The sequence below is a fragment of the Pontimicrobium sp. MEBiC01747 genome (assembly GCF_053601635.1).
Genome location: NZ_JBSHNS010000358.1, coordinates 11974 through 32528 on the forward strand (window position 1 = coordinate 11974; position 20555 = coordinate 32528).

A 20555-nucleotide genomic window follows, 5' to 3' on the forward strand; every position below is an offset into this window, starting at 1 on the left:
TTTCAATTTCATTGTATTTTTGTATTCTATTTTACAAATAGTAATATATGTTATCATTTTTTAAAGACTACAAGAAGTTTGCTGTTGGATTTGCCGTTCTTTCAGCAATTATAATCACAATCTTTTATTCTATTCTAAAACCAGAAGAAAAACCATTGCCTATTTACCAGCCAAGTAATATTGATACAGAATTAGTAGATAGTACAATACAGCATGTTAAAAAATATCATAAGATAGCAGACTTTAGCCTAACAAATCAAAATGGAAAAACTATAACACAGGAAGATTATAAAAACAAAATATATGTTGCCGATTTCTTTTTTACAACCTGTGGAACCATCTGTCCTATTATGACAGACCATATGAGAGATATTCAAAAAGAAATATTAAATGATGATGAAGTTATGCTATTATCTCATTCCGTAACACCAAAAATAGATACAGTAGCTCAGTTAAAACGATATGCTAGAAGAAAAGGAGTAAACGATGCAAAATGGAATCTAGTAACAGGTAATAAAAAACATATTTATGATTTAGCAAGAAAGAGCTACATGGCAGTTAAAGATGGTAATTATGATGATTATAGCATGATACATACCGAAAACTTTATGCTAATTGATAAAAAGAGACAAATACGAGGTTTCTATGATGGTACAGACCCAGAAGCTATTTCTCAACTTTTAAAAGACATTAAAAAGTTAAAAAAAGAATCTAATAAGTAGTTTTCTATCTACAATTTTTTTACCTACCACTTTTCCTTTACTTTTGCCTCTTTAAAATCAATCTAAATAAGCTTGCAACTCACACTAGCACAATTAAAACGAGGAGAGACTGCGGTAATAACCGATGTGTCATCTAAACAAATACCATTAAAACTTTTAGAAATGGGGTGTCTTCCTGGTAATAGTGTAGAATTAGTGCAAATAGCTCCTTTTGCAGACCCAATGTATTTAAATATAAATGGGAGTCATCTTGCAATACGTAAGGAGACAGCACAACATATACTAATTGAAAACATAACCAATGAGTAAACAGATAAATGTCGCTTTAATTGGAAATCCCAATACAGGAAAAACATCAGTTTTTAATGCACTTACAGGTCTAAACCAAAAAGTAGGAAATTATCCAGGAATAACAGTAGAGAAAAAAGAAGGAACCTGTAAACTAGCAAGAGGCGTAAAAGCACATATTATAGATTTGCCTGGAACCTACAGTTTAAATGCGTCCTCTTTAGATGAAAATGTAGTAATAGAATTACTTTTAAATAAAAACGATAAAGACTTTCCAGATGTAGCAGTAGTGGTTAGTGATGTAGAAAACTTAAAGCGTAACCTGTTACTATTTACACAAATTAAAGATTTAGAAATTCCTTGTCTATTGGTAATTAATATGGCCGATAGAATGAAATATAAAGGAATTTCTCTTGATATAGATTACTTAGAAGCCAAATTAGAAACAAAAATAGCTTTAATAAGCACTCGTAAAAAAACAGGAATAGACAATTTAAAAGAACTTATAACAAACTATAAAGAATTATCTGTAAAACCCTGTGTAAATGCTTCAGAAATAGATAAGGAATATTTTAACAGGCTCTCTAAAGCTTTTCCTAATCAATTATTATATAAACTTTGGCTAGTTATAACACAAGACGTTAATTTTGGTAAAACAGACCGAAAAGAAATAGATGCAATTACAAGTTTTAAAACAAAATCTAAAAGCGATTTAAAACGACTTCAGCAAAAAGAAACGATAAAACGCTATCAATTTATAAATGAAGTCTTAAAGAAAGGGCAGACTATAGATGCATCGCAAGCTAAAGATTTAAGGACCAAGTTCGATCGTGTTTTAACTCATAAAGTATGGGGCTATCTTATATTCTTTTTTATTCTATTAACCATATTCCAAGCCATATATGATTGGTCAGGTTACCCAATGGAATATATAGATGAAACCTTTGCTTTCCTTAGCGATTGGACCAAAAAATCATTGCCAACAGGAGTTTTTACTAATCTACTAGCAGAAGGTATTATTCCAGGGTTAGGAGGTATAGTAATTTTTATTCCACAAATAGCCTTTTTATTTTTCTTTATAGCTATTCTTGAAGAAAGCGGATACATGAGTCGTGTTGTTTTTTTAATGGATCGTATTATGAGGCGTTTTGGATTAAGTGGTAAAAGTGTTGTGCCATTAATCTCTGGAACCGCCTGTGCTATTCCTGCAATCATGGCAACTAGAAATATAGAAAGCTGGAAAGAACGCCTTATTACTATATTAGTAACACCATTTACTACATGCTCGGCACGATTACCAGTTTATTTAATAATTATAGGTTTAGTTATTCCAAAAGGACGTTTTATAGGGTTGAGTTATCAAGCTTTAACGCTAATGCTACTATACTTAATAGGATTTGGAGCAGCAATTCTTTCAGCATACATTTTAAATAAAATACTTAAAATAAAAAGTAAAACTTATTTTGTAGTAGAAATGCCAAACTATAAATTACCAATGTTTAAAAATGTTGGTTTAACAGTTCTAGAAAAAACAAAATCATTCATTTTTGGAGCCGGTAAAATTATTTTAGCAATATCTATTGTATTATGGGTTTTAGCGTCTTATGGCCCAGGAGAGCAGTTTAATAATGCAGAACAAATAGTAACAGAAGAATATGCATCTCAAAACTTACAGGAAGAAGAACTACAACAAAAAATAGCATCACATAAGTTAGAACATTCCTTTATAGGTATTACAGGTAGAGCAATAGAACCAGCTATAAGGCCTTTAGGTTACGATTGGAAAATAGGTATTGCAATTGTGAGCTCTTTTGCAGCGCGAGAAGTTTTTGTGGGAACATTAGCTACCATTTATAGTGTTGGAACAGACGATGAAAAGACAATAACAAAACGAATGGCTGGGGAAATAAACCCAATTACAGGTAAGCCATTATATAATTTTGCCTCAGGTATTTCTTTGCTGTTATTTTATGCATTTGCAATGCAATGTATGAGTACACTAGCTATAGTAAAACGAGAAACAAATAGCTGGAAATGGCCAATGATACAATTAACAGCGATGACAGTATTAGCGTATGTTGTAGCTTTAATATCTTTTCAGTTTTTAAAATAAACAATTAAGGAATTATTACAAATTCCGACGAAAGAAATATGAATACAATTATTCAAAATATACTTGTTTTTATAACTTTAGCAGCAGCTATTTCTTTTTTAATAAAGAAATTCTTTTGGAAAAAAACAAAAGCTAAAAAAACATGTGGTAAAGATAGTTGTGGCTGTCACTAAATGCTTATTTTTGGTATAAAATAATATTTGGCAATACTACTTATTTTAATAGCTTTTTACTTTGATTATAAATCTGAAAAAGAGTCTTTTTTTGAAGATTTAAAAGGAGGGTTGTTTGTACTTATAATTTTTATCTTTAGTGGACTGTTTCTAAAATATATAATGGGCCTTAGCCTACTTTATATTGTGTTCTCTATAGGTGTAGAAATTATTTTATTATTTACAATTAAAGGATTTTTAAATAAAAATAAGAACTAAACTATTCTATCTCTTTTATGTCTAATTGAAGGTAGTAGTCCTCAGTTTTAATTTTTTTGCCATACTCTGGATATGGAGATAAAGTGTAACCAGAAATATTAAGCGTTTCTGAAGCAAAAATATTAGCAAGTTTGTCTACAAATTGATTAGACGTATTAAATACAATTTCTTTTTGATCTATTTTTTTGCCAGCTTTATAAATATCCACTAATACCTTTGCTTCTCCAGCCCAAACACAAGAAACACCTTTAGGGCAGCGAGAATCTGTTACAACTTCTACAAACTTAATATCAATATCTTCAAAATGCATTAGTTTACCTAATTGTAATTTGGTAACAATCTTAGGAGTTTCAACTTTTACTTTAGTAGAATCTTGAGCAATTCCAAAAGAAGAAAATAATATGGCAATGACAAAAACGATAGATTTCATTATAACTTAATGTTTTAGATTATAAATATAACGTAAATCGTGCCAAACTTAAAAAAGTATTAATTTTTTAGTTATATTTGAAAAATTTTTAAGCTTGCTTAAATTTTTTTTAAAGCATAATATAATGTCAGTAGCTATAGAAAACTTTGTAAAGGCAATTTACAAGAACGATAAACACGATAATAATAATACTAAGCCAGGTAATATTGCTAAAAAATTAGGGATATCTAATGCCGCTGCAACAGATATGGCTAAGAAACTCGCAGCCAAAGATTTATTGCACTACGAAAAGTATAAAGCACTAAGACTTACAGAAAAAGGTAATAAAATGGCTTTAAATGTGGTCCGTAAACATAGACTATGGGAAGCGTTATTATTTAAAATGTTCGATATGTCTTTACATGAAATACATAGAGAAGCAGAATTATTAGAGCACGAAACTTCAGATTTTTTAGCAAATAAAATAAGTGCTTACCTAGGGAATCCTAAGTTCGATCCTCATGGAGACCCCATTCCAAATGCAGAAGGAGAAATAACAACAACAGATACATCAATAGCACTTTCATTTGCCAAAGAAGGACAACAATATATTATTTCTAGGCTGATGAGTGATGATAAAGAGTTTTTCGATTTTTGTGCACAACATGGCTTAAAGTATGGCAACTCGGTTACAGTTACTAAGCAGTTTACCAATAATAAAATGACTCAAATTTTAATTAATAATAACACGATTCTATTAAACGAAGATTTTACAAACATAATTTACATCAATGAAATTTAATAACTACTCAAAGTATATTCTAAGTGTTGCACTAGGAATAATTACTGCAACAACAGTATTAGCTCAAGAACAAGAAGCTCCTTTAGGCGCTTTAATTACAGATAGACCAGATGCAACAGAATCTCCAACAGCTGTGCCAAAAGGGTTTATACAAGTAGAAACAGGAGCCTTTCTAGAAACCTTTGAAAAAAACGATTTTAAAACAGAAGACTTTACCTTAAATACAATGCTAATTCGTTATGGGTTACTAGATAATCTAGAATTGCGTTTAGGTTGGGATTATACAGACAGTAAAACAAAATTTAAAGGAACAGAGATAACTTCAGCTAGCAGTTTTTCACCATTATTATTGGGGTTTAAAGTAGGAATTACCGAAGAAAATGGAGCAATGCCAGAGATTGGATTTCTTGGGCATTTAAACTTGCCGTTTTCAGTAAAAAAAGATTTTAGACCTCAAAATACAGGTGTAGATTTTAGGTTTTCGTTTGCACATACATTAAGTGAAAAATCAAGCCTATCCTATAACCTGGGAGCAGCATGGGAAAACGATTCTCCAGAAGCTGCTTATTTGTATACAATAGCATATGGGTATAGTATATGCGATAAATGGGGAGCTTATGTAGAATTGTATGGCGATATGCCAGAAAATAATAAAGCAAACCATTTATGGGATGCAGGAGTTATATATTTAGTATCTAATAATGTTCAATTAGATGCTACAGTAGGAACAAGCATAACAGAAGGTCAAGATTTATTAGTAAGCGCAGGAATAAGCTTTAGATTACCAAAAAAATAATTTTTTATGAAAAAGTATACAATAATACTTAGCATAGCTTTAGTTATACTAAGCTGTAAAAGCGAAACAAAAAAAGAAAATGGAAAACTAAATGTGGTAACAACTACGACCATGATAACCGATTTGGTTAAAAATATAGGTGGAGACTATATAGAATTACAAGGGCTAATGGGGAGTGGCGTAGACCCGCACCTGTACAAAGCAAGTGCGGGAGATGTCTCTAAACTAACAAATGCTGACATTATATTCTATAACGGGTTGCACTTAGAAGGTAAACTTGTTGAGGTATTTGAAAAAATGGGAAATCAAGCAAAGTCTCAAATAGCTTTAGCCGAAGCATTAGATAAAAGCACTTTAATAGGCTCTGAGTATTTTGCGTCTAATTACGATCCGCATGTATGGTTCGATATCGATTACTTTAAAACATTTGCAAAAGAAGTTACTAAGGTGTTATCTAAAAAAGACCCAAAAAATACAGCTAATTATGCTGAAAATGAAAAGCAATACCTTAAAAAACTAGATGCCTTAAAAGCTAAGTTAAGTAGTGTTATAGACAAACTACCTAAAGAGAAACGCATATTAGTTACAGCCCATGATGCGTTTAATTATTTCGGAAAAGCATTTCAATTCGAGGTCGTAGGGTTACAAGGATTATCCACTGCAACAGAAGCAGGCGTTCAAGACGTTCAGAAATTAGCAGCTTTTATTATAGAAAAAAATGTAAAAGCTATTTTTGTAGAAAGCTCTGTACCAAAACGAACCATAGAAGCATTACAAGCAGCAGTAAAATCTAAAGATCATGAAGTAGCAATTGGAGGAACACTATACTCCGATGCTTTAGGAGATGCAGGAACTATTGAAGGAACTTATATTGGAATGTTCGAGTATAATGTAAATACAATTATAGAGGCGCTTAAATAATTAATTTATGAAGATTTTAAAGCGATATATTTTAGGGCTTTTTGTTTTTTATACTGTAATTATAATTTTGTTTTTAGTAAAACAGAATAGTAGTAAATATGATAAAAATATACAATTAGATGATATTGTTTTAAAAAATCAGTTTGGAGAGTTAAAATCAATATCAGATTATAAAGGAAAAGTTATTTTAATGGATTTTTGGTTTGCTGGATGTACACCTTGTTTAAAAGATATGAAATATTTTCCTCAATTATTGAATAAGTATAAAGAGGACCTGGTAATAATGAGTGTAACTATCGATCCAGAATCTGTAACTCAAAAATTATTATCTAATAAAAAGAAACCATGGGATTTTTTAATAGCAAATAATCCTAATTGGACATTTTATAATAATAAGCATGGAGAAAACTTTATAAAACGACTTAATATAACAAATTATCCAACGTATTTATTGTTTAATAAAAAAGGAGAATTAATAAGTACACCCATTAGTGGAATATATGGAGTTGAGAGCGAATTAAGTGGTTTGTTTAGCCTTAAAATAACTATAGAAAAGAATATAAAAACAATAGCTTTAAGAGCTTTTAAATTTCTGTTTATCTATACTTTTCTTTTTGGTATTGCTTTTTTTATTAGTAAATATATAAAAGGAAAACACAATAAAACAAAGGCTTTGTAATTAAAAGATAAAAACTATTATGAGTAAAAACATAGCAGTAAAAGTAGACGATTTAACAGTGGCATATAATTATAAGCCAGTGCTTTGGGATATCGATTTAGAAATTCCAGAAGGAGTGCTTATGGCTATAGTTGGACCAAATGGCGCAGGAAAATCTACACTTATAAAATCTATTTTAGGAATTTTAAAGCCGATAGCGGGAAGCGTTAGTATCTACGGTAAATCTTACGAAAAACAACGGTCTTTAGTAGCCTACGTACCACAAAAAGGAAGTGTAGATTGGGATTTTCCAACCACAGCCCTAGATGTTGTCATGATGGGAACTTATGGAAGCTTAGGTTGGATAAAACGCCCTAAACAAAAAGAGAAGAAATTAGCACTAGAAGCTTTAGAAAAAGTAGGAATGTTACCCTTTAAAGGCAGACAAATAAGTCAATTATCTGGAGGGCAACAACAACGTATATTTTTGGCAAGAGCCTTAGTGCAAAATGCCTCCATTTACTTTATGGACGAACCTTTTCAGGGCGTAGATGCTACAACAGAAATAGCTATTATAAATATCTTAAAAGAATTACGAAAAGCAGGAAAAACAGTAATAGTAGTACACCATGATTTGCAAACTGTTCCAGAATACTTTGATTGGGTAACCTTTTTAAATGTAAAGAAAATTGCAACAGGACCAGTAAAAGATATTTTTAACGACGATAACCTAACAAAAACCTACGGAATAAATTATAAAGTAAGCATACAAGAATAGCTATCATTCCTGCGAAGGCAGGAATCTTAATAATTGAAACGAAACGTAATAAATGGAATCTAAAACGTCAATAACCAAAGTAATTAATAGAGGTCATATAATGGTAAATATACCAGTATTTATCGCTATGATTATTTTACCTAGTTTGACATATATTTTAAATTTAGAATTAAAAATTGTTTTAGTAACATGCGTTATAGGTTTTATTTTAGCTTGGGGTATTTGGAGTATTATGATAACTAAATGGAAAATATGGGCTTACGAAAAAGTTGAAGATATAGATTTACTAAAAAGAAGGGCGATAAAAGAAAAGTTAATTTGGCCAGATGGACATTTTTTTGAAAGAACAGAAATTAGAAGTAAACAAGACAAATTAAAGCTTGAAAAGCTAGAGGAAAGAAAATATAAATAACTGTTAAAAAACCAAAACTCATCGACATAAAAGAATACATATCGCTCGTTTTTTCCGATTATACACTTAGAACCATAACATTGGGAACAGCCATACTTGGTGCTGTTTGTGGTATGTTAGGTAGCTTTGCTGTATTGCGAAAACAAAGTCTGCTTGGAGATGCAATTTCTCATGCAGCGTTACCAGGCATCGCAATAGCCTTTTTAATTACTGGAGCAAAAGATAGCAATGTATTGCTATTAGGAGCTTTAGTAAGTGGTTTAATAGGAACGTTTTGGATTAGAGGAATCATTACTAAAACACATTTAAAATCCGATACAGCCTTAGGCCTTATCCTATCTCTATTTTTTGGATTCGGAATGTTGTTGCTAACCTTTATCCAAAAACAACCAAACGCTAATCAAGCAGGTTTAGATAAATACCTTTTTGGGCAAGCAGCAACATTAGTAGAAAGCGATGTCTGGTTAATGGCAACCGTTACAGGAATTTGTTTATTAGTACTTTTATTGTTTTGGAAAGAATTTAAAATATTATTATTTGATGCAGATTATACTAAAACACTAGGGTTTAATACAAAAATAATTGATATTTTAATTACCAGCTTTATTGTATTAGCTATTGTATTAGGTTTACAAACAGTAGGAGTAGTGTTAATGAGTGCTATGCTATTAGCACCAGCAGCAGCAGCACGACAATGGACAAATAGTTTAGGTGTTATGGTACTTTTAGCTGCTATTTTTGGTGCATTTTCTGGAGTGTTTGGAACTGCAATTAGCGCATCTCAAAATAACCTGTCTACAGGGCCAGTAATTGTATTAGTAGCTTCAGTATTTGTATTGTTTTCTTTTGTGTTTTCACCTAGTCGTGGATTATTATTTAAGCAAATACGTTTTATTAAAAACAGACGAGACTTAAAATTACATAAAACATTAGCCTTTATGTATAATATAGCAGAAACACATGAAGATATTTCGCACCCACATACCATTAAAATTTTAAATAACTTTCAAGGCTATACAAGAGGGACGCTTCAAAAATTAGTAGATAAAAACTATGTAAAACTAGAAGGGACTATGTGGAGTTTAACCGAGGAAGGATTTAAAACAGCTTCTAATTTGTATAATCAACAAACCAATACCAATGAGTAGTGCACAAATAGAAATACAACTTATTGCTAGTTTAGTAGCCATTGCTTGTGCTATACCAGGAACCTTTTTAGTATTACGTAAAATGGCGATGATTAGCGATGCTATAAGCCACTCCATACTACCAGGTATAGTGATAGGGTTTTTTATTACACAAAATTTAAACTCACCCATACTTATTCTGTTAGCAGCCTTAACAGGTATAATTACAGTAATTCTAGTAGAGTGGATTCAAAAAACAGGATTGGTAAAAGAAGATACAGCAATAGGTTTAGTTTTTCCAGCGCTTTTTAGCATAGGTGTTATTTTAATAGCAAAAAATGCAAACGATGTTCATTTAGATGTAGATGCAGTGTTATTAGGAGAATTAGCTTTTGCTCCTTTCGATAGATTGTTAATAGCTGGTACAGATATAGGACCAAAGTCTATGTGGGTTGTAGGTATCATTCTTTTAGTCACCATTAGTTTATTAATAGCCTTTTTTAAAGAATTAAAAGTAAGTACGTTCGATGCCGGATTATCGGCGTCTTTAGGGTTTTCTCCAGTAATTATTCATTACGGATTAATGACGGTATCGTCTGTAACTACTGTTGGGGCGTTCGATGCCGTAGGAGCTATTTTAGTAGTTGCTTTAATGATTGCACCAGCAGCAAGTGCCTATTTATTAACAACAGATTTAAAGAAAATGTTGATGTTGGCCGTTAGTTTTGGGGTGTTCAGTGCCATTTCTGGTTATTGGTTTGCACATTGGTTAGATGCCTCTATATCTGGATCTATAACAACCATGTTGGGGCTTCTATTTTTAATGGTGTATTTGTTTGCACCTACAAAAGGGTTAATAGCTGTTATTTATAGAGAAAAACAACAACGAACAGAAGTATCTCTTTTAACCTTTTTATTACACCTTAAAAACCATAACGAAGCAGAAGAACGCCACGTTAACCATTTAAGAGAACATATAAATTGGCAAAAAGTAAGAGCCAAAACCGTGTTGGAATTAGCTCTTAAAAACAATATGATTGTGATTGATGAAAGTATCGTATCTCTAACTAAAAAAGGAGATGCATTTACCTCTAAAGCGATTAATTATATTATTACAAATGAAGATTCGCAGATAGAAGATATGAAAGACGATTTCTTTTTATTTAGAGGGTAGTTATTGTATTCATGATTAATCTTTCTTATATTTATTATACACAATAGTTATCGCTTCTTCAATACCTTTACTGTAAAGAAGCTCGTTTTCGTCTAATAATTTGTTTTTTGAATCTGGAGATAGCTTGCCGTTACAAATTAAATTTTGGATGCCAGTTTTAAAGATGCTTTCTCCTCTTAAATATGTATTTAATAATAAGTTGAATGCCCCATAAGATTCTATTCTGTTTTTACCTTTTATATACAAATATCCTATTTTTTGTTCTCCAGGAAAGCCTTTAGATAGTACTATGTCGTTTAATTCATTTAAAATTGAGTAGGCATCATCTATCATTTGTTGTAATGTTAAAGATCTTTTCCCTAAGTTAAACTCAATATGTTTATTCGTTATAGTTTGTTCTTTTAGTATTAAAGCTATCCAGCGTTCTTTCAGTTTAATATCAAAGTTATCTAGATAATATTTACGATAATTTTTAAAATTAGATTTAAATGTTTTATGCCAATTAAAGGTGTAGTAGTTATTAAAATATTTTAATGGAATGCCACCTTTAGCTAATGTTATAGCAATACTCTCCATCCATTGCTCATCTTTTATCTCTTTAGCAGCTACTAAAGCAAAACTAAGGTCGTGACCAAGAGGGAAGTCTACACTAGAAAAGGCTTTTTTAAAATGTTTACTAGCTTTTGTATAGTTTCTTTTATTGTACTCTTTTTTTGCTAAATCAACTTGATTATAATAGTCTTCATAATAGCAATCTTGTGCATTTAAAAAGAGATTAGATACTATGAAAAATAATATTATTAATGGTTTCATTTGTTATTTTTAAAATTAACGGAAAGTTTTAATTGAATATTAAAACGCTTATTCGAAGGTTGTATTGTAATAGATTTAATGATGTTTCCTGCTTTAAAAACTAGAAGAATCGCATTTCGAAAATTAAATAATGTTTTATATTAAATTTTTTGCCCCATTTTTCAATGTCTTTACCATCCTTACCGACATCACACCAAGATTTTGAACCATCACTTTTTTCGTATGGTAAAATGTATGCGAGTAAATAAAATGTATCATTATATTTTAATTCTAAATTACTTTCTTCAGCGATATTCCTTAAACTATAGTCATTAGATTTAATCGCTTTAAATTCTTTGTTTATTGAAAATCTAGGGAATTTAAAACTCATTTTTAAAGTGTTATTTTCTGAAAATTTAGACATAACTTTCATCTTAAATACAGTGTCATTGATTTTTTGATGCACTTTAAAAGGAAGATTAGAACTGTTAACAATTGTAGTATCTGAAACTATTTTGCCATTCCAAATGTCTTTTACTGTTAACTGATAATGTTTAGATTTTAGATCTTTTCCAGAGAATTGTAAATTGTAATATTCAATACCTTCAAATTGAAAAATATCACTTAGTTCTTCATTGTTTGAAGAATAGTTTGAGGTCATTTTTAAATCAGATTTGTCTTGTTGAGCAAAACAGATGGTGCTAACTATAGTTAACAAATAAATTATAATAGATTTATTCATTGTATTGGAGTTTTAAGTTGAGTTTTGTGTTATTCTAAAGCTTGTAATTGTTTATCTAAATAGCTAAAGCTTATTGGGAATTTGTTTCTTGCATTAAAAGCCATCATTGTACTTGTTTAATGCACCTTTTAACTCTTTTATAGTCACTTCTTTAAATTCTAAGTCTACTTCTGTAAGTTGCTTCGTTTCTGTTTCCTTTATACCAAGATATATTTTATCTCTTATCTTTTTAATAGCAACTAAAACAACTTTTTCGTCTGCTGGGACTGTGCCAAAATCAAAACTGTTTTTATACTTTTTGCTAGGTAAAACGGCACTTATACTTCTAAACACTAATTTTAAATTGGCATTGCCTGCGTCTTTTATTTTTAATCTAAAACGTACTCTTTTACCTGTTATTCTTGCAAAACGATCACAATTGATCCAGCCTAATTTTGAAGTCGCAAATGTGTAGCGTTCTAGGTTAGATTGTTTTATGTTTCCAATTACAGAATCAGTAACTATTATATTTTCAATTTCTCCAATAATATCTCCTTCATCTCTTACAGTAATGGGTGGCGTAGCTCTTGTCACGCCTTCAAGTGTTATGTTTATAGGTAAATAATATGGTACTGTAACCGCTCTGCCGCGTTGTGTAGCAGGTTTCATTTTTGGTAATAAATTTATAAATCGAATAGCTTCATCTGCTAACTGCTTATGTGGTGCTCTAGCTTCAACGTCAATAATGTTACCTTCTTTATCAATTTTAAAGAATATTCTAACTTTTATTTTTCCTGTCAAATTTAAATCTGAAGCGATATCATTATTAAACTCTTTTGCTAATAATGCATTTATTTTTTCTTTAAAACATTTTCGTCTACTAATATTATTAGTCTCATTTTCACAGCCTGGAAAAATTGGTACTTTTTCAACAACATTAAACGCAACTTCTACGTCTTCTTCTATAAAGTGTATAAATTTACTGCTTGTAGGGCTTCCTTTAGTAGATTTATTTAATTTCCAATTAATCTCGTTATTATGTTCCTCTCCAGAGAATAATTGCATCCCTTGTTTACCCTTATCAGGAAAACTAATAATCATTGTTTTAGAATCTGCTAACTTTAATGCTTTACCATTTTTACTTGCTTTTATAAATAACATACCGCCAGTTTCTAGTAGATTATCATCGCTTTTTGTATTTAAATTGGCTAATAGTATGTCGGACAATTTGTAGTATTCTGTAACGTCCAGTTTAATCTTACCGCGAGCAATTCTATTAGTCTTTTTATAAGCTAAAGATTTAGGAGCAATAGTTAATTGAGTGCCTTCTTTAAGAGCAATTGTCGCTCCTTTTTCCATATCTACAGTAATCGTTTGTGGTACTTTTTTAACAGATTTATAAAAACTAATAAGTTCTGGAGACAGCGGTTCAGGTATTTCTGTTATAATAGAGTCTTTTATAATGCTGCTCTGTTTTACAGCTGAGACAGTATTTATAGCGTCTTCTTCGGTATCACTTACATTATTTTCTTTGTTGTTACTTTGATTAGAAGTTTCAATAACTACATCAATTTTAGTTTTAAGCATTTGGTACGTATACTTTTTATAATGCCTAATCGTATCGTTTACTGGCGTTACACTTTTAATGTCTGGGAAATCTGCTTTTACAGCTTCAATGCTTGAATATTCTAAATAAGAAATAAGTTCAATGTCTTTAAATGTTGTTACATGTCCATGATTTTTATCAACAACAAGTGAGTCTCTTTTGTAGACAAGTATATAGTTTTTAGTTGAATCTATAGTTACGCCATTTTCGCTTTCTAGCGTATTGTTAATTATTGTTTTTTGTTCGGGCAAATTAACTGGAGTATCTGTACCGAAAACAGAATAATATGCTACTATTGCTAAAATTATAGCGGCAATGGTAATGCCTATAAATTTCAACCAACGTATTATAATAAAGTGTTTTTTGGCAGCAAGAATATCGGTCTTTAAATCTACTCGTTTTATACCTTCTAAAAGCACTACATGTTCTTTGTAGAGTGTATTAAAAGCATCATCGGTTTTTAGTTGTTTTTCAAAAGCTAATCTTTCTGTTTTTGTAAGTGTATTGTTTATATAATTGTCTATGCGTTCTATAGTATTTTCCATGTGTTTCAAGAATTAAGAGTTAATGGTGTTAGCCTGAGCATTGTAAATACCTTTAGCTTTTTGTAAGCATTTATACTTTTGGTTTTTTGCAATTTTTTCAGATTTAAATTGCATCTGCTTTGCAATGTCTTTAAACGACATTTTTTTTACATAAAACCATTGTAATAATTGCTGGCAGCGTTCGCCTAATTCGCGAAAAGATTGTTCTGCTAATTGGTACTTTTTCTCTTCTAAAACACTATGGAATATAGAAACGTCTTCGGTGTTTAAATCATGTAATTCTTGTTTAGAAAATTGTTTTTGTTGATCCTTCCATATAAACCTTGAAACCGAATAAAGATATGTGTAAAAGGATGCGGTAAGTGAGAAATCTGATTTTTCAAGATTCCTGTTTAATACAATTAATGCTTCCTGAAACACATCGGTTGCATCTGCTTTTGTACCACCTTTAGATAAAATTAATTTTTCTATTCTAGGATAGAGTTTATATAATTCTCGAAACGCTTTATCTCGATGACCATTTTTTAAAAGTGTTATTATTTTTTGATCGCTCATACTTGGGCTTTTACTTATTAATGGTCATTTTATTAAAAGGTCTCCTAATTATTTTTAATTATTTGAAAACTAAGGTAGGAAAATTGAAATCATATAAATCAACTTTTTTATATTTACACATGCAAATTCCAGAAGGAAAAAAAATATACTTTGCTTCCGATAATCATTTAGGAGCACCAACAAAAGCACAATCTATTCCCAGAGAAAAGAAGTTTGTGGCATGGTTAGACGAAGTTAAAGAAGATGCCGCAGCTATTTTTTTATTAGGAGATTTATTCGATTTTTGGGCAGAATATAAAACGGTTGTACCCAAAGGGTTTACAAGAACGCTTGGAAAGCTAGCAGAAATTAGTGATTCTGGAATTCCTATTTACTATTTTGTTGGAAATCATGACCTTTGGATGAATGGCTATTTTGAAGAAGAATTAAACATACCAGTTTATCATAAACCAAAAGAATTTATCTTTAATGATAAAGTCTTTTTTATTGGCCATGGTGATGGTTTAGGGCCTGGAGACAAAGGTTATAAGCGCATGAAAAAAGTGTTTACTAATCCTGTGGCACAATGGTTTTTTAGATGGTTACATCCCGATTTAGGCGTGCGATTAGCGCAATATTTATCGGTAAAGAATAAATTAATTTCGGGAGATGAAGATGTTACCTTTTTAGGAGAAGATAATGAATGGTTAGTACAATATTGCAAACGTAAACTAGAAACTAAACATCGCGATTTTTTTGTTTTTGGACACAGACATTTACCACTAGATATTAAACTAAATGAGAATTCTAAGTACTTAAATTTAGGGGACTGGATTAGCTATTATACCTATGGTGTGTTTAATGGAGAAACGCTAGAGTTAAAAGAATATTAGTTTAATAAAGCTTCCAGAGTCATTACATCTATTTTTCCATCAGGGAATAATTGATTTTTCTCTTCAAATGCTTTCAATGCATCCGAAGTGATGTTTTTATAAACCCCATCTACAGGAATATTAAACCCTTTTTTTACTAGAAGTTTTTGAATTTGGTATACAAAAGCATTCTTTTCACCATCAACTAAGTTGTTTTTTGGAAGTTCTTGTAGCATTAAACGTCTAAATTTTTCGGTCTCTATAGAATGCGTATAAGCTTCTTTTGTTATACCTTTTTCTTCAATATATTTAATATCTGTGTTGCTTAGTCCTTCATTTTTAAGTTTTAAAGATTGCACTAACTTAGCTTCGTAAAACTTTACTTTTGCTAACTTTTTAGCATAAGTATTTACTGCATACTCTGTTTCTGTATCATCGTTTTCAGGATTACGTACATCTATTTCGTTAGTGCTCCATTGTGTAATTGTGTACCCGTTTAAAGTTGCAATAGCTTCATTATATTTATAAACAACAGTTTGATCGTGATAATTTAAATCTATAGAATTACTTGCTTTGTAATTTAGGTTTTTAGGATGAAAACGCTGGTACTCTTTATATTGGTTATAAGCGAAAATCGAAATAATTACAATAAGAATAAGGATAAGTATCTTTTTCATTTGTTCTAGGCTTTACAAAACAAAATGTAAGATAAATATTTTGAATGTAATTATAAGATTTTACCCATAAAGAAATTAAAAAAAGCAAAAATATTCTTTTAGTCTAGATAGGTTAAATGATAGAGAATAAGAAATTGCCGAAAGATATATTTCGATTTTCAGAATGCTTATTTTACCCTTTTTCATGCGCTTCGATATCTTTTCTTAAATCTAACTTTCTAAAAGAAGGAAGGGCTATTCCAGTAGTAATTACAGTAATTAAGGTCATTGTGCCGCCAAAAACAACTGCGGTTACTGTACCCATTAATTTTGCGGTTAAACCACTTTCGAAAGCACCAAGCTCGTTTGAAGAGCCAACAAACATAGAGTTAACCGATGCCACACGACCTCTCATATTATCGGGGGTTTTTAGTTGTAAAATGGTTTGCCTAATCACCATGGAAACCCCATCGGTTACACCACTAAAAAATAAAGCAAGAACCGATACCCAGAAAATAGAAGATAAACCAAAGACTATAATACAAACCCCAAAACCAAAAATGGCAGCTAGTAATTTTAAACCAGCATTTTTACTAATAGGAATATAGGCTGTAATTAACATTGTTAAAAAAGCCCCAATAGCTGGAGCTGCACGTAATACACCAAAACCTTCTGGTCCTACTTTTAAAATGTCTTGAGCAAAAACAGGTAATAAGGCAATAGCTCCTCCAAATAAAACAGCAATCATATCTAGAGTTAGAGCTCCTAAAATGGCTTTGGTTTTATAAACAAATTTTACTCCTTCTTTTAAACTTTGCATTACGGGTTCTCCAATTTTTGGGTTTAAAATGGGTTTCCTTTCTATTTTAAAAACAACTAGTAACGAGAATAAAACTAAACCAAAGACGCAACATAACGTCCAGTGTACACCAAACCAACGTATAGAGAAACCAGCAAAAGCAGGCCCTAATACAGAGGCCATTTGCCAAGTAGAACTACTCCAAGTAGCAGCATTTGGGTATATTTTTTTAGGAACAATTAATGAAATTAATGAGAATATCGTTGGCCCAAAAAAGGAGCGTAAAAACCCTCCAAAAAATACTAAAGCATAAATACCATACAACACTGTTTTTGTAGACCAATCTGCAATAACCTTGGGCCAAGTTAAAAGGAATAAACCTAAACTAATTAAAGAGAATGCTGCAATGCAAAGGGCTAGCAGATTTCGTTTTTCCTTCTGGTCTACTATATGGCCTGCAAATAAAGCCATACTTAATGCGGGTATAATTTCCATTAAGCCTATCATACCAAGAGACCATGGATCTTTAGTAATAGTATATACTTGCCATTCTATAACAATAAACTGCATGGTCCATGCAAATACTAAAGCAAAGCGCATTAATAGAAAAATATTGAATTCTTTAAATCTTAACGCAGCATACGGATCATTTTTTTGCATAAATTAAATTGCTATGAGTTGCTAAAGTGATTACAATACAATAACAAAATTAATGCTTACAAATGTTATTTAGGTAGTTATTTAAATCTAATTGAAATAAAGTTCCTTTAATTAAATCATGTACATCTGCTAATTCTTGCTTATTAACTGCTAAATCTATCTTGGTACTTGGCGTTCTCAATAAAATGGTTCTAGCATTGCATTCTACACTACAACAACTACAGTTTTTAGGTTCTTGTGCTTCAGTAACATGTTTGTAAAATGCTCTTATCTCATTAGGTGTAAGATAAAATCCCATATTTCTAAATACAATTTGAATTTTACCTTGTTTAGAGCTGGTATGTTTCCATTGAAATGCTATTCCAAAGGCGTTATGATATATTTTAGTGATTTCATTATCCATTTTTAGTTGCTTTTACAAGACCAAATATAACATTATTTATAATGAATCTAAATAACTAAATAGATAAATTGTAAAAAAACAATTAAGGTTTTATATCTTTTAGTTTTAATTGCAAAGACGTTATCCCTTGCCAATGGTTTTCATCTATAGAATAAACGGCCTTAAACTCTTTTTTATTTTCAATTAGGTTTAGTTTATCTCCTAACCCAAAACCAATACAAACTATTTTAGGTGCTCCGTTTTGTGTAACTGTTATACGTAAATGTTTGTTGTCTTCTCCAACACATTTACCATATCCAGTATCTTTAAGATGAGCGCTCATAAAAACTGGAGACATATTACTAGGCCCAAAAGGAGCAAATTGACTCAATATTCTGTAGAATTTAGGTGTAATATCACTTAAATTTAATTGCGTATCTATTGTAACTTCTGGGGTTAATAGGCGTGCATCTATAGTATTTTTTACAACGTTTTCAAATTGTTGTTTAAAAGCATTATAGTTTTCTTCTTTTAAAGTTAGTCCGGCAGCATATTTATGACCTCCAAACTGTTCTATATAATCAGAGCAAGCTTCTAAAGCATTATAAACATCAAAGCCTTTTACAGATCTAGCAGAGGCTGCTAGTTTATCGCCACTTTTAGTAAATACTAGTGTTGGTCTGTAATAAGTTTCTATTAATCTAGAAGCCACAATACCAATAACGCCTTTATGCCAAGCTTCATTGTAAACAACAGTAGTAAAGCGTTCCTGCTCTTTTTGTTCTTCAATTTGTTTGAGAGCTTCTTCTGTAATCTGTTTATCTGTCTCACGTCTATTGGTATTAAAGGTTTCAATTTCTTCAGCATAACTAGTGGCTATAGTTATGTCGTTTTGTGTTAATAAGTCCACAGCATATTGACCATGTTTCATACGTCCAGCAGCATTAATTCTTGGAGCAATTGTAAAAACAACATCTGTTATGGTTAATATGTCTTTTTTTAATTGACTTATAATGGCTTTAAAACCAGCTCTTGGATTGCTATTTATAACCTGTAAACCATAATAGGCTAAAATTCTATTTTCTCCAATAATTGGCACAATATCTGCACCAATTGCAGTAGCAACAAGATCTAAATAAGGTATTAAATCTTGTATTGTTTTATTTTCTTTTAATGCTAAAGCTTGAATGAGTTTAAACCCTACACCACAACCACAAAGCTCATCAAAAGGATAGTTGCAATCTTCTTGTTTAGGATCTAAAACAGCAACAGCATCAGGAATACTATCACCTGGTCTGTGGTGATCGCAAATAATAAAATCGATATTTTTATCTTTAGCATAAGCAACTTTATCTATGGCTTTTATGCCACAATCTAATGCAATTATTAATGAGATATCGTTGTCTGATGCATAGTCAATACCTTGGTAGGAAACACCATAACCTTCATTATAACGATCAGGAATGTAAGTTGCAATATTAGGATAAATACTTAATAAATATGAAGACATTAAAGAGACCGCCGTTGTACCATCTACATCATAATCGCCATAAACTAATATGTTTTCATTATTAGCAATAGCAGTTTCTATTCTGGAGACTGCTTTATCCATATCTTTCATTAAAAAGGGATTATGTAAATCGTCTAGAGATGGTCTGAAAAAATCTTTGGCAGCTTCAAAAGTTTCAATACCACGTTGTACAAGTAAAGAGGCTATAGAAGTATCTACTTGTAATGCTTTTGAAAGCTGTTGTACAGTTTGCGGATTAGGTTTAGCCTTTAATGTCCAGCGCATTTATTGAATTAATTTTTGTTTTAATAAAACAATATTGTTTTTTAATAGATAATTTATAGTAAAGTCAAAAATCATATATTATGCATTATGAAAATGTATTGCTGTTTTTACATCAGCGAATTTTCTGAACATTTCCATAACACCACAGTATTTTTCGACAGATAGGTTTACTGCTTTATTAATTTTAGATTCATCTAAATTAGTACCATAAAAATGATAATCTACAGTTACTGTATGGTAGTATTTAGGGTGTTCGTCTGTTAATAAGCCTTCTACTTCCATTTTAAAGTCGTCTATTTCGGTTTTCATTTTTGCTAAAATAGAAACAACATCTAATCCAGAGCAACCAGCCAAAGAAGATAGCATCATGGCTTTAGGTCCTAAACCTTTATTGGTTCCACCATTGTCTTCAGAAGTATCCATTAAAACGGTATGACCACTAGGATTATCAGATTCAAAAAGCATTTTACCTTTCCATTGCGTTGTTATTTTATGTGCCATTATTAAAGTTTTTTATCGTTATTTGTAATACGTATTAGCAAAATACGACTTAACTTTAATG

General features: G+C 30.9%; 23 protein-coding genes. 13 read left to right on the plus strand and 10 right to left on the minus strand.

The window, feature by feature from the left end:
- Window positions 1-47 precede the first annotated feature (47 nt).
- From ACVC2P_RS11560 to ACVC2P_RS11575, 4 genes are all read left to right on the plus strand, one after another.
- Window positions 48-722, plus strand: coding sequence for an SCO family protein (locus tag ACVC2P_RS11560; protein ID WP_452598625.1), 675 nt, complete (start codon window positions 48-50; stop codon window positions 720-722).
- A gap of 72 nt (window positions 723-794) precedes the next feature.
- Complete coding sequence (locus ACVC2P_RS11565; protein WP_452598626.1) at window positions 795-1031, plus strand: FeoA family protein; 237 nt, start codon at window positions 795-797, stop codon at window positions 1029-1031.
- The gene (gene feoB, locus ACVC2P_RS11570) at window positions 1024-3123 is read left to right on the plus strand and encodes a ferrous iron transport protein B (protein ID WP_452598627.1); all 2100 of its coding nucleotides are present in this window, start codon (window positions 1024-1026) and stop codon (window positions 3121-3123) included. Before ACVC2P_RS11565 ends, feoB begins: the two co-directional genes overlap by 8 nt.
- 38 nt (window positions 3124-3161) lie before the next feature.
- Window positions 3162-3296: a FeoB-associated Cys-rich membrane protein gene (locus ACVC2P_RS11575; RefSeq protein WP_452598628.1), complete on the plus strand. Its 135-nt coding sequence runs from the start codon at window positions 3162-3164 to the stop codon at window positions 3294-3296.
- A gap of 259 nt (window positions 3297-3555) precedes the next feature.
- Here the strand turns inward: ACVC2P_RS11575 and ACVC2P_RS11580 are convergent, their stop codons facing one another.
- Entirely contained in the window at window positions 3556-3984 is a 429-nt protein-coding gene (locus ACVC2P_RS11580) for a hypothetical protein (RefSeq protein ID WP_452598629.1), read from the minus strand.
- Between the two features lie 124 nt (window positions 3985-4108).
- Here ACVC2P_RS11580 and ACVC2P_RS11585 point away from each other — a divergent pair, with 124 nt between their 5' ends.
- The 8 genes from ACVC2P_RS11585 to ACVC2P_RS11620 are packed head-to-tail and all read left to right on the plus strand — an operon-like array spanning window position 4109 to window position 10631.
- Window positions 4109-4765, plus strand: a complete 657-nt coding sequence (locus ACVC2P_RS11585; protein ID WP_452598630.1) for a metal-dependent transcriptional regulator — start codon at window positions 4109-4111, stop codon at window positions 4763-4765.
- Window positions 4755-5561 carry a transporter gene (locus tag ACVC2P_RS11590; protein WP_452598631.1) on the plus strand — a complete coding sequence of 269 codons (807 nt, stop codon included), beginning with the start codon at window positions 4755-4757 and terminating at the stop codon, window positions 5559-5561. Before ACVC2P_RS11585 ends, ACVC2P_RS11590 begins: the two co-directional genes overlap by 11 nt.
- A gap of 6 nt (window positions 5562-5567) precedes the next feature.
- A complete protein-coding gene (locus tag ACVC2P_RS11595; RefSeq protein WP_452598632.1) occupies window positions 5568-6482 on the plus strand; it encodes a metal ABC transporter solute-binding protein, Zn/Mn family in 915 nt (304 codons plus the stop codon).
- A 7-nt stretch (window positions 6483-6489) separates the two neighbouring features.
- A complete protein-coding gene (locus ACVC2P_RS11600) occupies window positions 6490-7161 on the plus strand; it encodes a TlpA family protein disulfide reductase (protein ID WP_452598633.1) in 672 nt (223 codons plus the stop codon).
- 19 nt (window positions 7162-7180) lie between these two features.
- Complete coding sequence (locus tag ACVC2P_RS11605; RefSeq protein ID WP_452598634.1) at window positions 7181-7918, plus strand: metal ABC transporter ATP-binding protein; 738 nt, start codon at window positions 7181-7183, stop codon at window positions 7916-7918.
- 52 nt (window positions 7919-7970) lie between these two features.
- On the plus strand, window positions 7971-8330 hold the full coding sequence (locus tag ACVC2P_RS11610) for a hypothetical protein (protein ID WP_452598635.1): 360 nt from the start codon (window positions 7971-7973) through the stop codon (window positions 8328-8330).
- 20 nt (window positions 8331-8350) lie between these two features.
- A complete protein-coding gene (locus ACVC2P_RS11615; RefSeq protein ID WP_452598667.1) occupies window positions 8351-9478 on the plus strand; it encodes a metal ABC transporter permease in 1128 nt (375 codons plus the stop codon).
- Window positions 9471-10631, plus strand: coding sequence for a metal ABC transporter permease (locus ACVC2P_RS11620; RefSeq protein ID WP_452598636.1), 1161 nt, complete (start codon window positions 9471-9473; stop codon window positions 10629-10631). The genes ACVC2P_RS11615 and ACVC2P_RS11620 overlap by 8 nt, the downstream gene beginning before the upstream one ends.
- 15 nt (window positions 10632-10646) lie before the next feature.
- Here the strand turns inward: ACVC2P_RS11620 and ACVC2P_RS11625 are convergent, their stop codons facing one another.
- From ACVC2P_RS11625 to ACVC2P_RS11640, 4 genes are all read right to left on the minus strand, one after another.
- Window positions 10647-11444 (minus strand): hypothetical protein, encoded by a 798-nt coding sequence (locus ACVC2P_RS11625; protein WP_452598637.1) that lies wholly within the window; start codon window positions 11442-11444, stop codon window positions 10647-10649.
- Between the two features lie 100 nt (window positions 11445-11544).
- Window positions 11545-12165, minus strand: coding sequence for a hypothetical protein (locus ACVC2P_RS11630; protein WP_452598638.1), 621 nt, complete (start codon window positions 12163-12165; stop codon window positions 11545-11547).
- Window positions 12166-12258: 93 nt separating this feature from the next.
- The gene (locus tag ACVC2P_RS11635; RefSeq protein ID WP_452598639.1) at window positions 12259-14295 is read right to left on the minus strand and encodes an energy transducer TonB; all 2037 of its coding nucleotides are present in this window, start codon (window positions 14293-14295) and stop codon (window positions 12259-12261) included.
- A 12-nt stretch (window positions 14296-14307) separates the two neighbouring features.
- On the minus strand, window positions 14308-14850 hold the full coding sequence (locus tag ACVC2P_RS11640) for an RNA polymerase sigma factor (protein WP_452598640.1): 543 nt from the start codon (window positions 14848-14850) through the stop codon (window positions 14308-14310).
- A 119-nt stretch (window positions 14851-14969) separates the two neighbouring features.
- Here ACVC2P_RS11640 and ACVC2P_RS11645 point away from each other — a divergent pair, with 119 nt between their 5' ends.
- The gene (locus ACVC2P_RS11645) at window positions 14970-15722 is read left to right on the plus strand and encodes a UDP-2,3-diacylglucosamine diphosphatase (RefSeq protein ID WP_452598641.1); all 753 of its coding nucleotides are present in this window, start codon (window positions 14970-14972) and stop codon (window positions 15720-15722) included.
- On the opposite strand, the gene ACVC2P_RS11650 is transcribed toward ACVC2P_RS11645, so the two are convergent.
- From ACVC2P_RS11650 to ACVC2P_RS11670, 5 genes are all read right to left on the minus strand, one after another.
- Window positions 15719-16378 (minus strand): peptidoglycan-binding domain-containing protein, encoded by a 660-nt coding sequence (locus ACVC2P_RS11650; protein WP_452598642.1) that lies wholly within the window; start codon window positions 16376-16378, stop codon window positions 15719-15721. The genes ACVC2P_RS11645 and ACVC2P_RS11650 overlap by 4 nt on opposite strands.
- A gap of 172 nt (window positions 16379-16550) precedes the next feature.
- A complete protein-coding gene (locus ACVC2P_RS11655) occupies window positions 16551-17816 on the minus strand; it encodes an MFS transporter (RefSeq protein WP_452598643.1) in 1266 nt (421 codons plus the stop codon).
- Window positions 17817-17865: 49 nt separating this feature from the next.
- On the minus strand, window positions 17866-18219 hold the full coding sequence (locus ACVC2P_RS11660; RefSeq protein ID WP_452598644.1) for a DUF6686 family protein: 354 nt from the start codon (window positions 18217-18219) through the stop codon (window positions 17866-17868).
- 82 nt (window positions 18220-18301) lie between these two features.
- A complete protein-coding gene (gene recJ, locus ACVC2P_RS11665; RefSeq protein ID WP_452598645.1) occupies window positions 18302-19993 on the minus strand; it encodes a single-stranded-DNA-specific exonuclease RecJ in 1692 nt (563 codons plus the stop codon).
- A 78-nt stretch (window positions 19994-20071) separates the two neighbouring features.
- Complete coding sequence (locus ACVC2P_RS11670) at window positions 20072-20494, minus strand: OsmC family protein (RefSeq protein ID WP_452598646.1); 423 nt, start codon at window positions 20492-20494, stop codon at window positions 20072-20074.
- Window positions 20495-20555: the final 61 nt, after the last annotated feature.

Bases quoted from the DNA above. Each gene is read 5' to 3' on its own strand.
- ACVC2P_RS11560 (WP_452598625.1), top strand. From the start codon at position 48: ATGTTATCATTTTTTAAAGACTACAAGAAGTTTGCTGTTGGATTTGCC.
- feoB (WP_452598627.1), top strand. From the start codon at position 1,024: ATGAGTAAACAGATAAATGTCGCTTTAATTGGAAATCCCAATACAGGA.
- ACVC2P_RS11575 (WP_452598628.1), top strand. From the start codon at position 3,162: ATGAATACAATTATTCAAAATATACTTGTTTTTATAACTTTAGCAGCA.
- ACVC2P_RS11580 (WP_452598629.1), bottom strand. From the start codon at position 3,984: ATGAAATCTATCGTTTTTGTCATTGCCATATTATTTTCTTCTTTTGGA.
- ACVC2P_RS11585 (WP_452598630.1), top strand. From the start codon at position 4,109: ATGTCAGTAGCTATAGAAAACTTTGTAAAGGCAATTTACAAGAACGAT.
- ACVC2P_RS11590 (WP_452598631.1), top strand. From the start codon at position 4,755: ATGAAATTTAATAACTACTCAAAGTATATTCTAAGTGTTGCACTAGGA.
- ACVC2P_RS11595 (WP_452598632.1), top strand. From the start codon at position 5,568: ATGAAAAAGTATACAATAATACTTAGCATAGCTTTAGTTATACTAAGC.
- ACVC2P_RS11600 (WP_452598633.1), top strand. From the start codon at position 6,490: ATGAAGATTTTAAAGCGATATATTTTAGGGCTTTTTGTTTTTTATACT.
- ACVC2P_RS11605 (WP_452598634.1), top strand. From the start codon at position 7,181: ATGAGTAAAAACATAGCAGTAAAAGTAGACGATTTAACAGTGGCATAT.
- ACVC2P_RS11610 (WP_452598635.1), top strand. From the start codon at position 7,971: ATGGAATCTAAAACGTCAATAACCAAAGTAATTAATAGAGGTCATATA.
- ACVC2P_RS11620 (WP_452598636.1), top strand. From the start codon at position 9,471: ATGAGTAGTGCACAAATAGAAATACAACTTATTGCTAGTTTAGTAGCC.
- ACVC2P_RS11625 (WP_452598637.1), bottom strand. From the start codon at position 11,444: ATGAAACCATTAATAATATTATTTTTCATAGTATCTAATCTCTTTTTA.
- ACVC2P_RS11630 (WP_452598638.1), bottom strand. From the start codon at position 12,165: ATGAATAAATCTATTATAATTTATTTGTTAACTATAGTTAGCACCATC.
- ACVC2P_RS11635 (WP_452598639.1), bottom strand. From the start codon at position 14,295: ATGGAAAATACTATAGAACGCATAGACAATTATATAAACAATACACTT.
- ACVC2P_RS11640 (WP_452598640.1), bottom strand. From the start codon at position 14,850: ATGAGCGATCAAAAAATAATAACACTTTTAAAAAATGGTCATCGAGAT.
- ACVC2P_RS11645 (WP_452598641.1), top strand. From the start codon at position 14,970: ATGCAAATTCCAGAAGGAAAAAAAATATACTTTGCTTCCGATAATCAT.
- ACVC2P_RS11650 (WP_452598642.1), bottom strand. From the start codon at position 16,378: ATGAAAAAGATACTTATCCTTATTCTTATTGTAATTATTTCGATTTTC.
- ACVC2P_RS11655 (WP_452598643.1), bottom strand. From the start codon at position 17,816: ATGCAAAAAAATGATCCGTATGCTGCGTTAAGATTTAAAGAATTCAAT.
- ACVC2P_RS11660 (WP_452598644.1), bottom strand. From the start codon at position 18,219: ATGGATAATGAAATCACTAAAATATATCATAACGCCTTTGGAATAGCA.
- recJ (WP_452598645.1), bottom strand. From the start codon at position 19,993: ATGCGCTGGACATTAAAGGCTAAACCTAATCCGCAAACTGTACAACAG.
- ACVC2P_RS11670 (WP_452598646.1), bottom strand. From the start codon at position 20,494: ATGGCACATAAAATAACAACGCAATGGAAAGGTAAAATGCTTTTTGAA.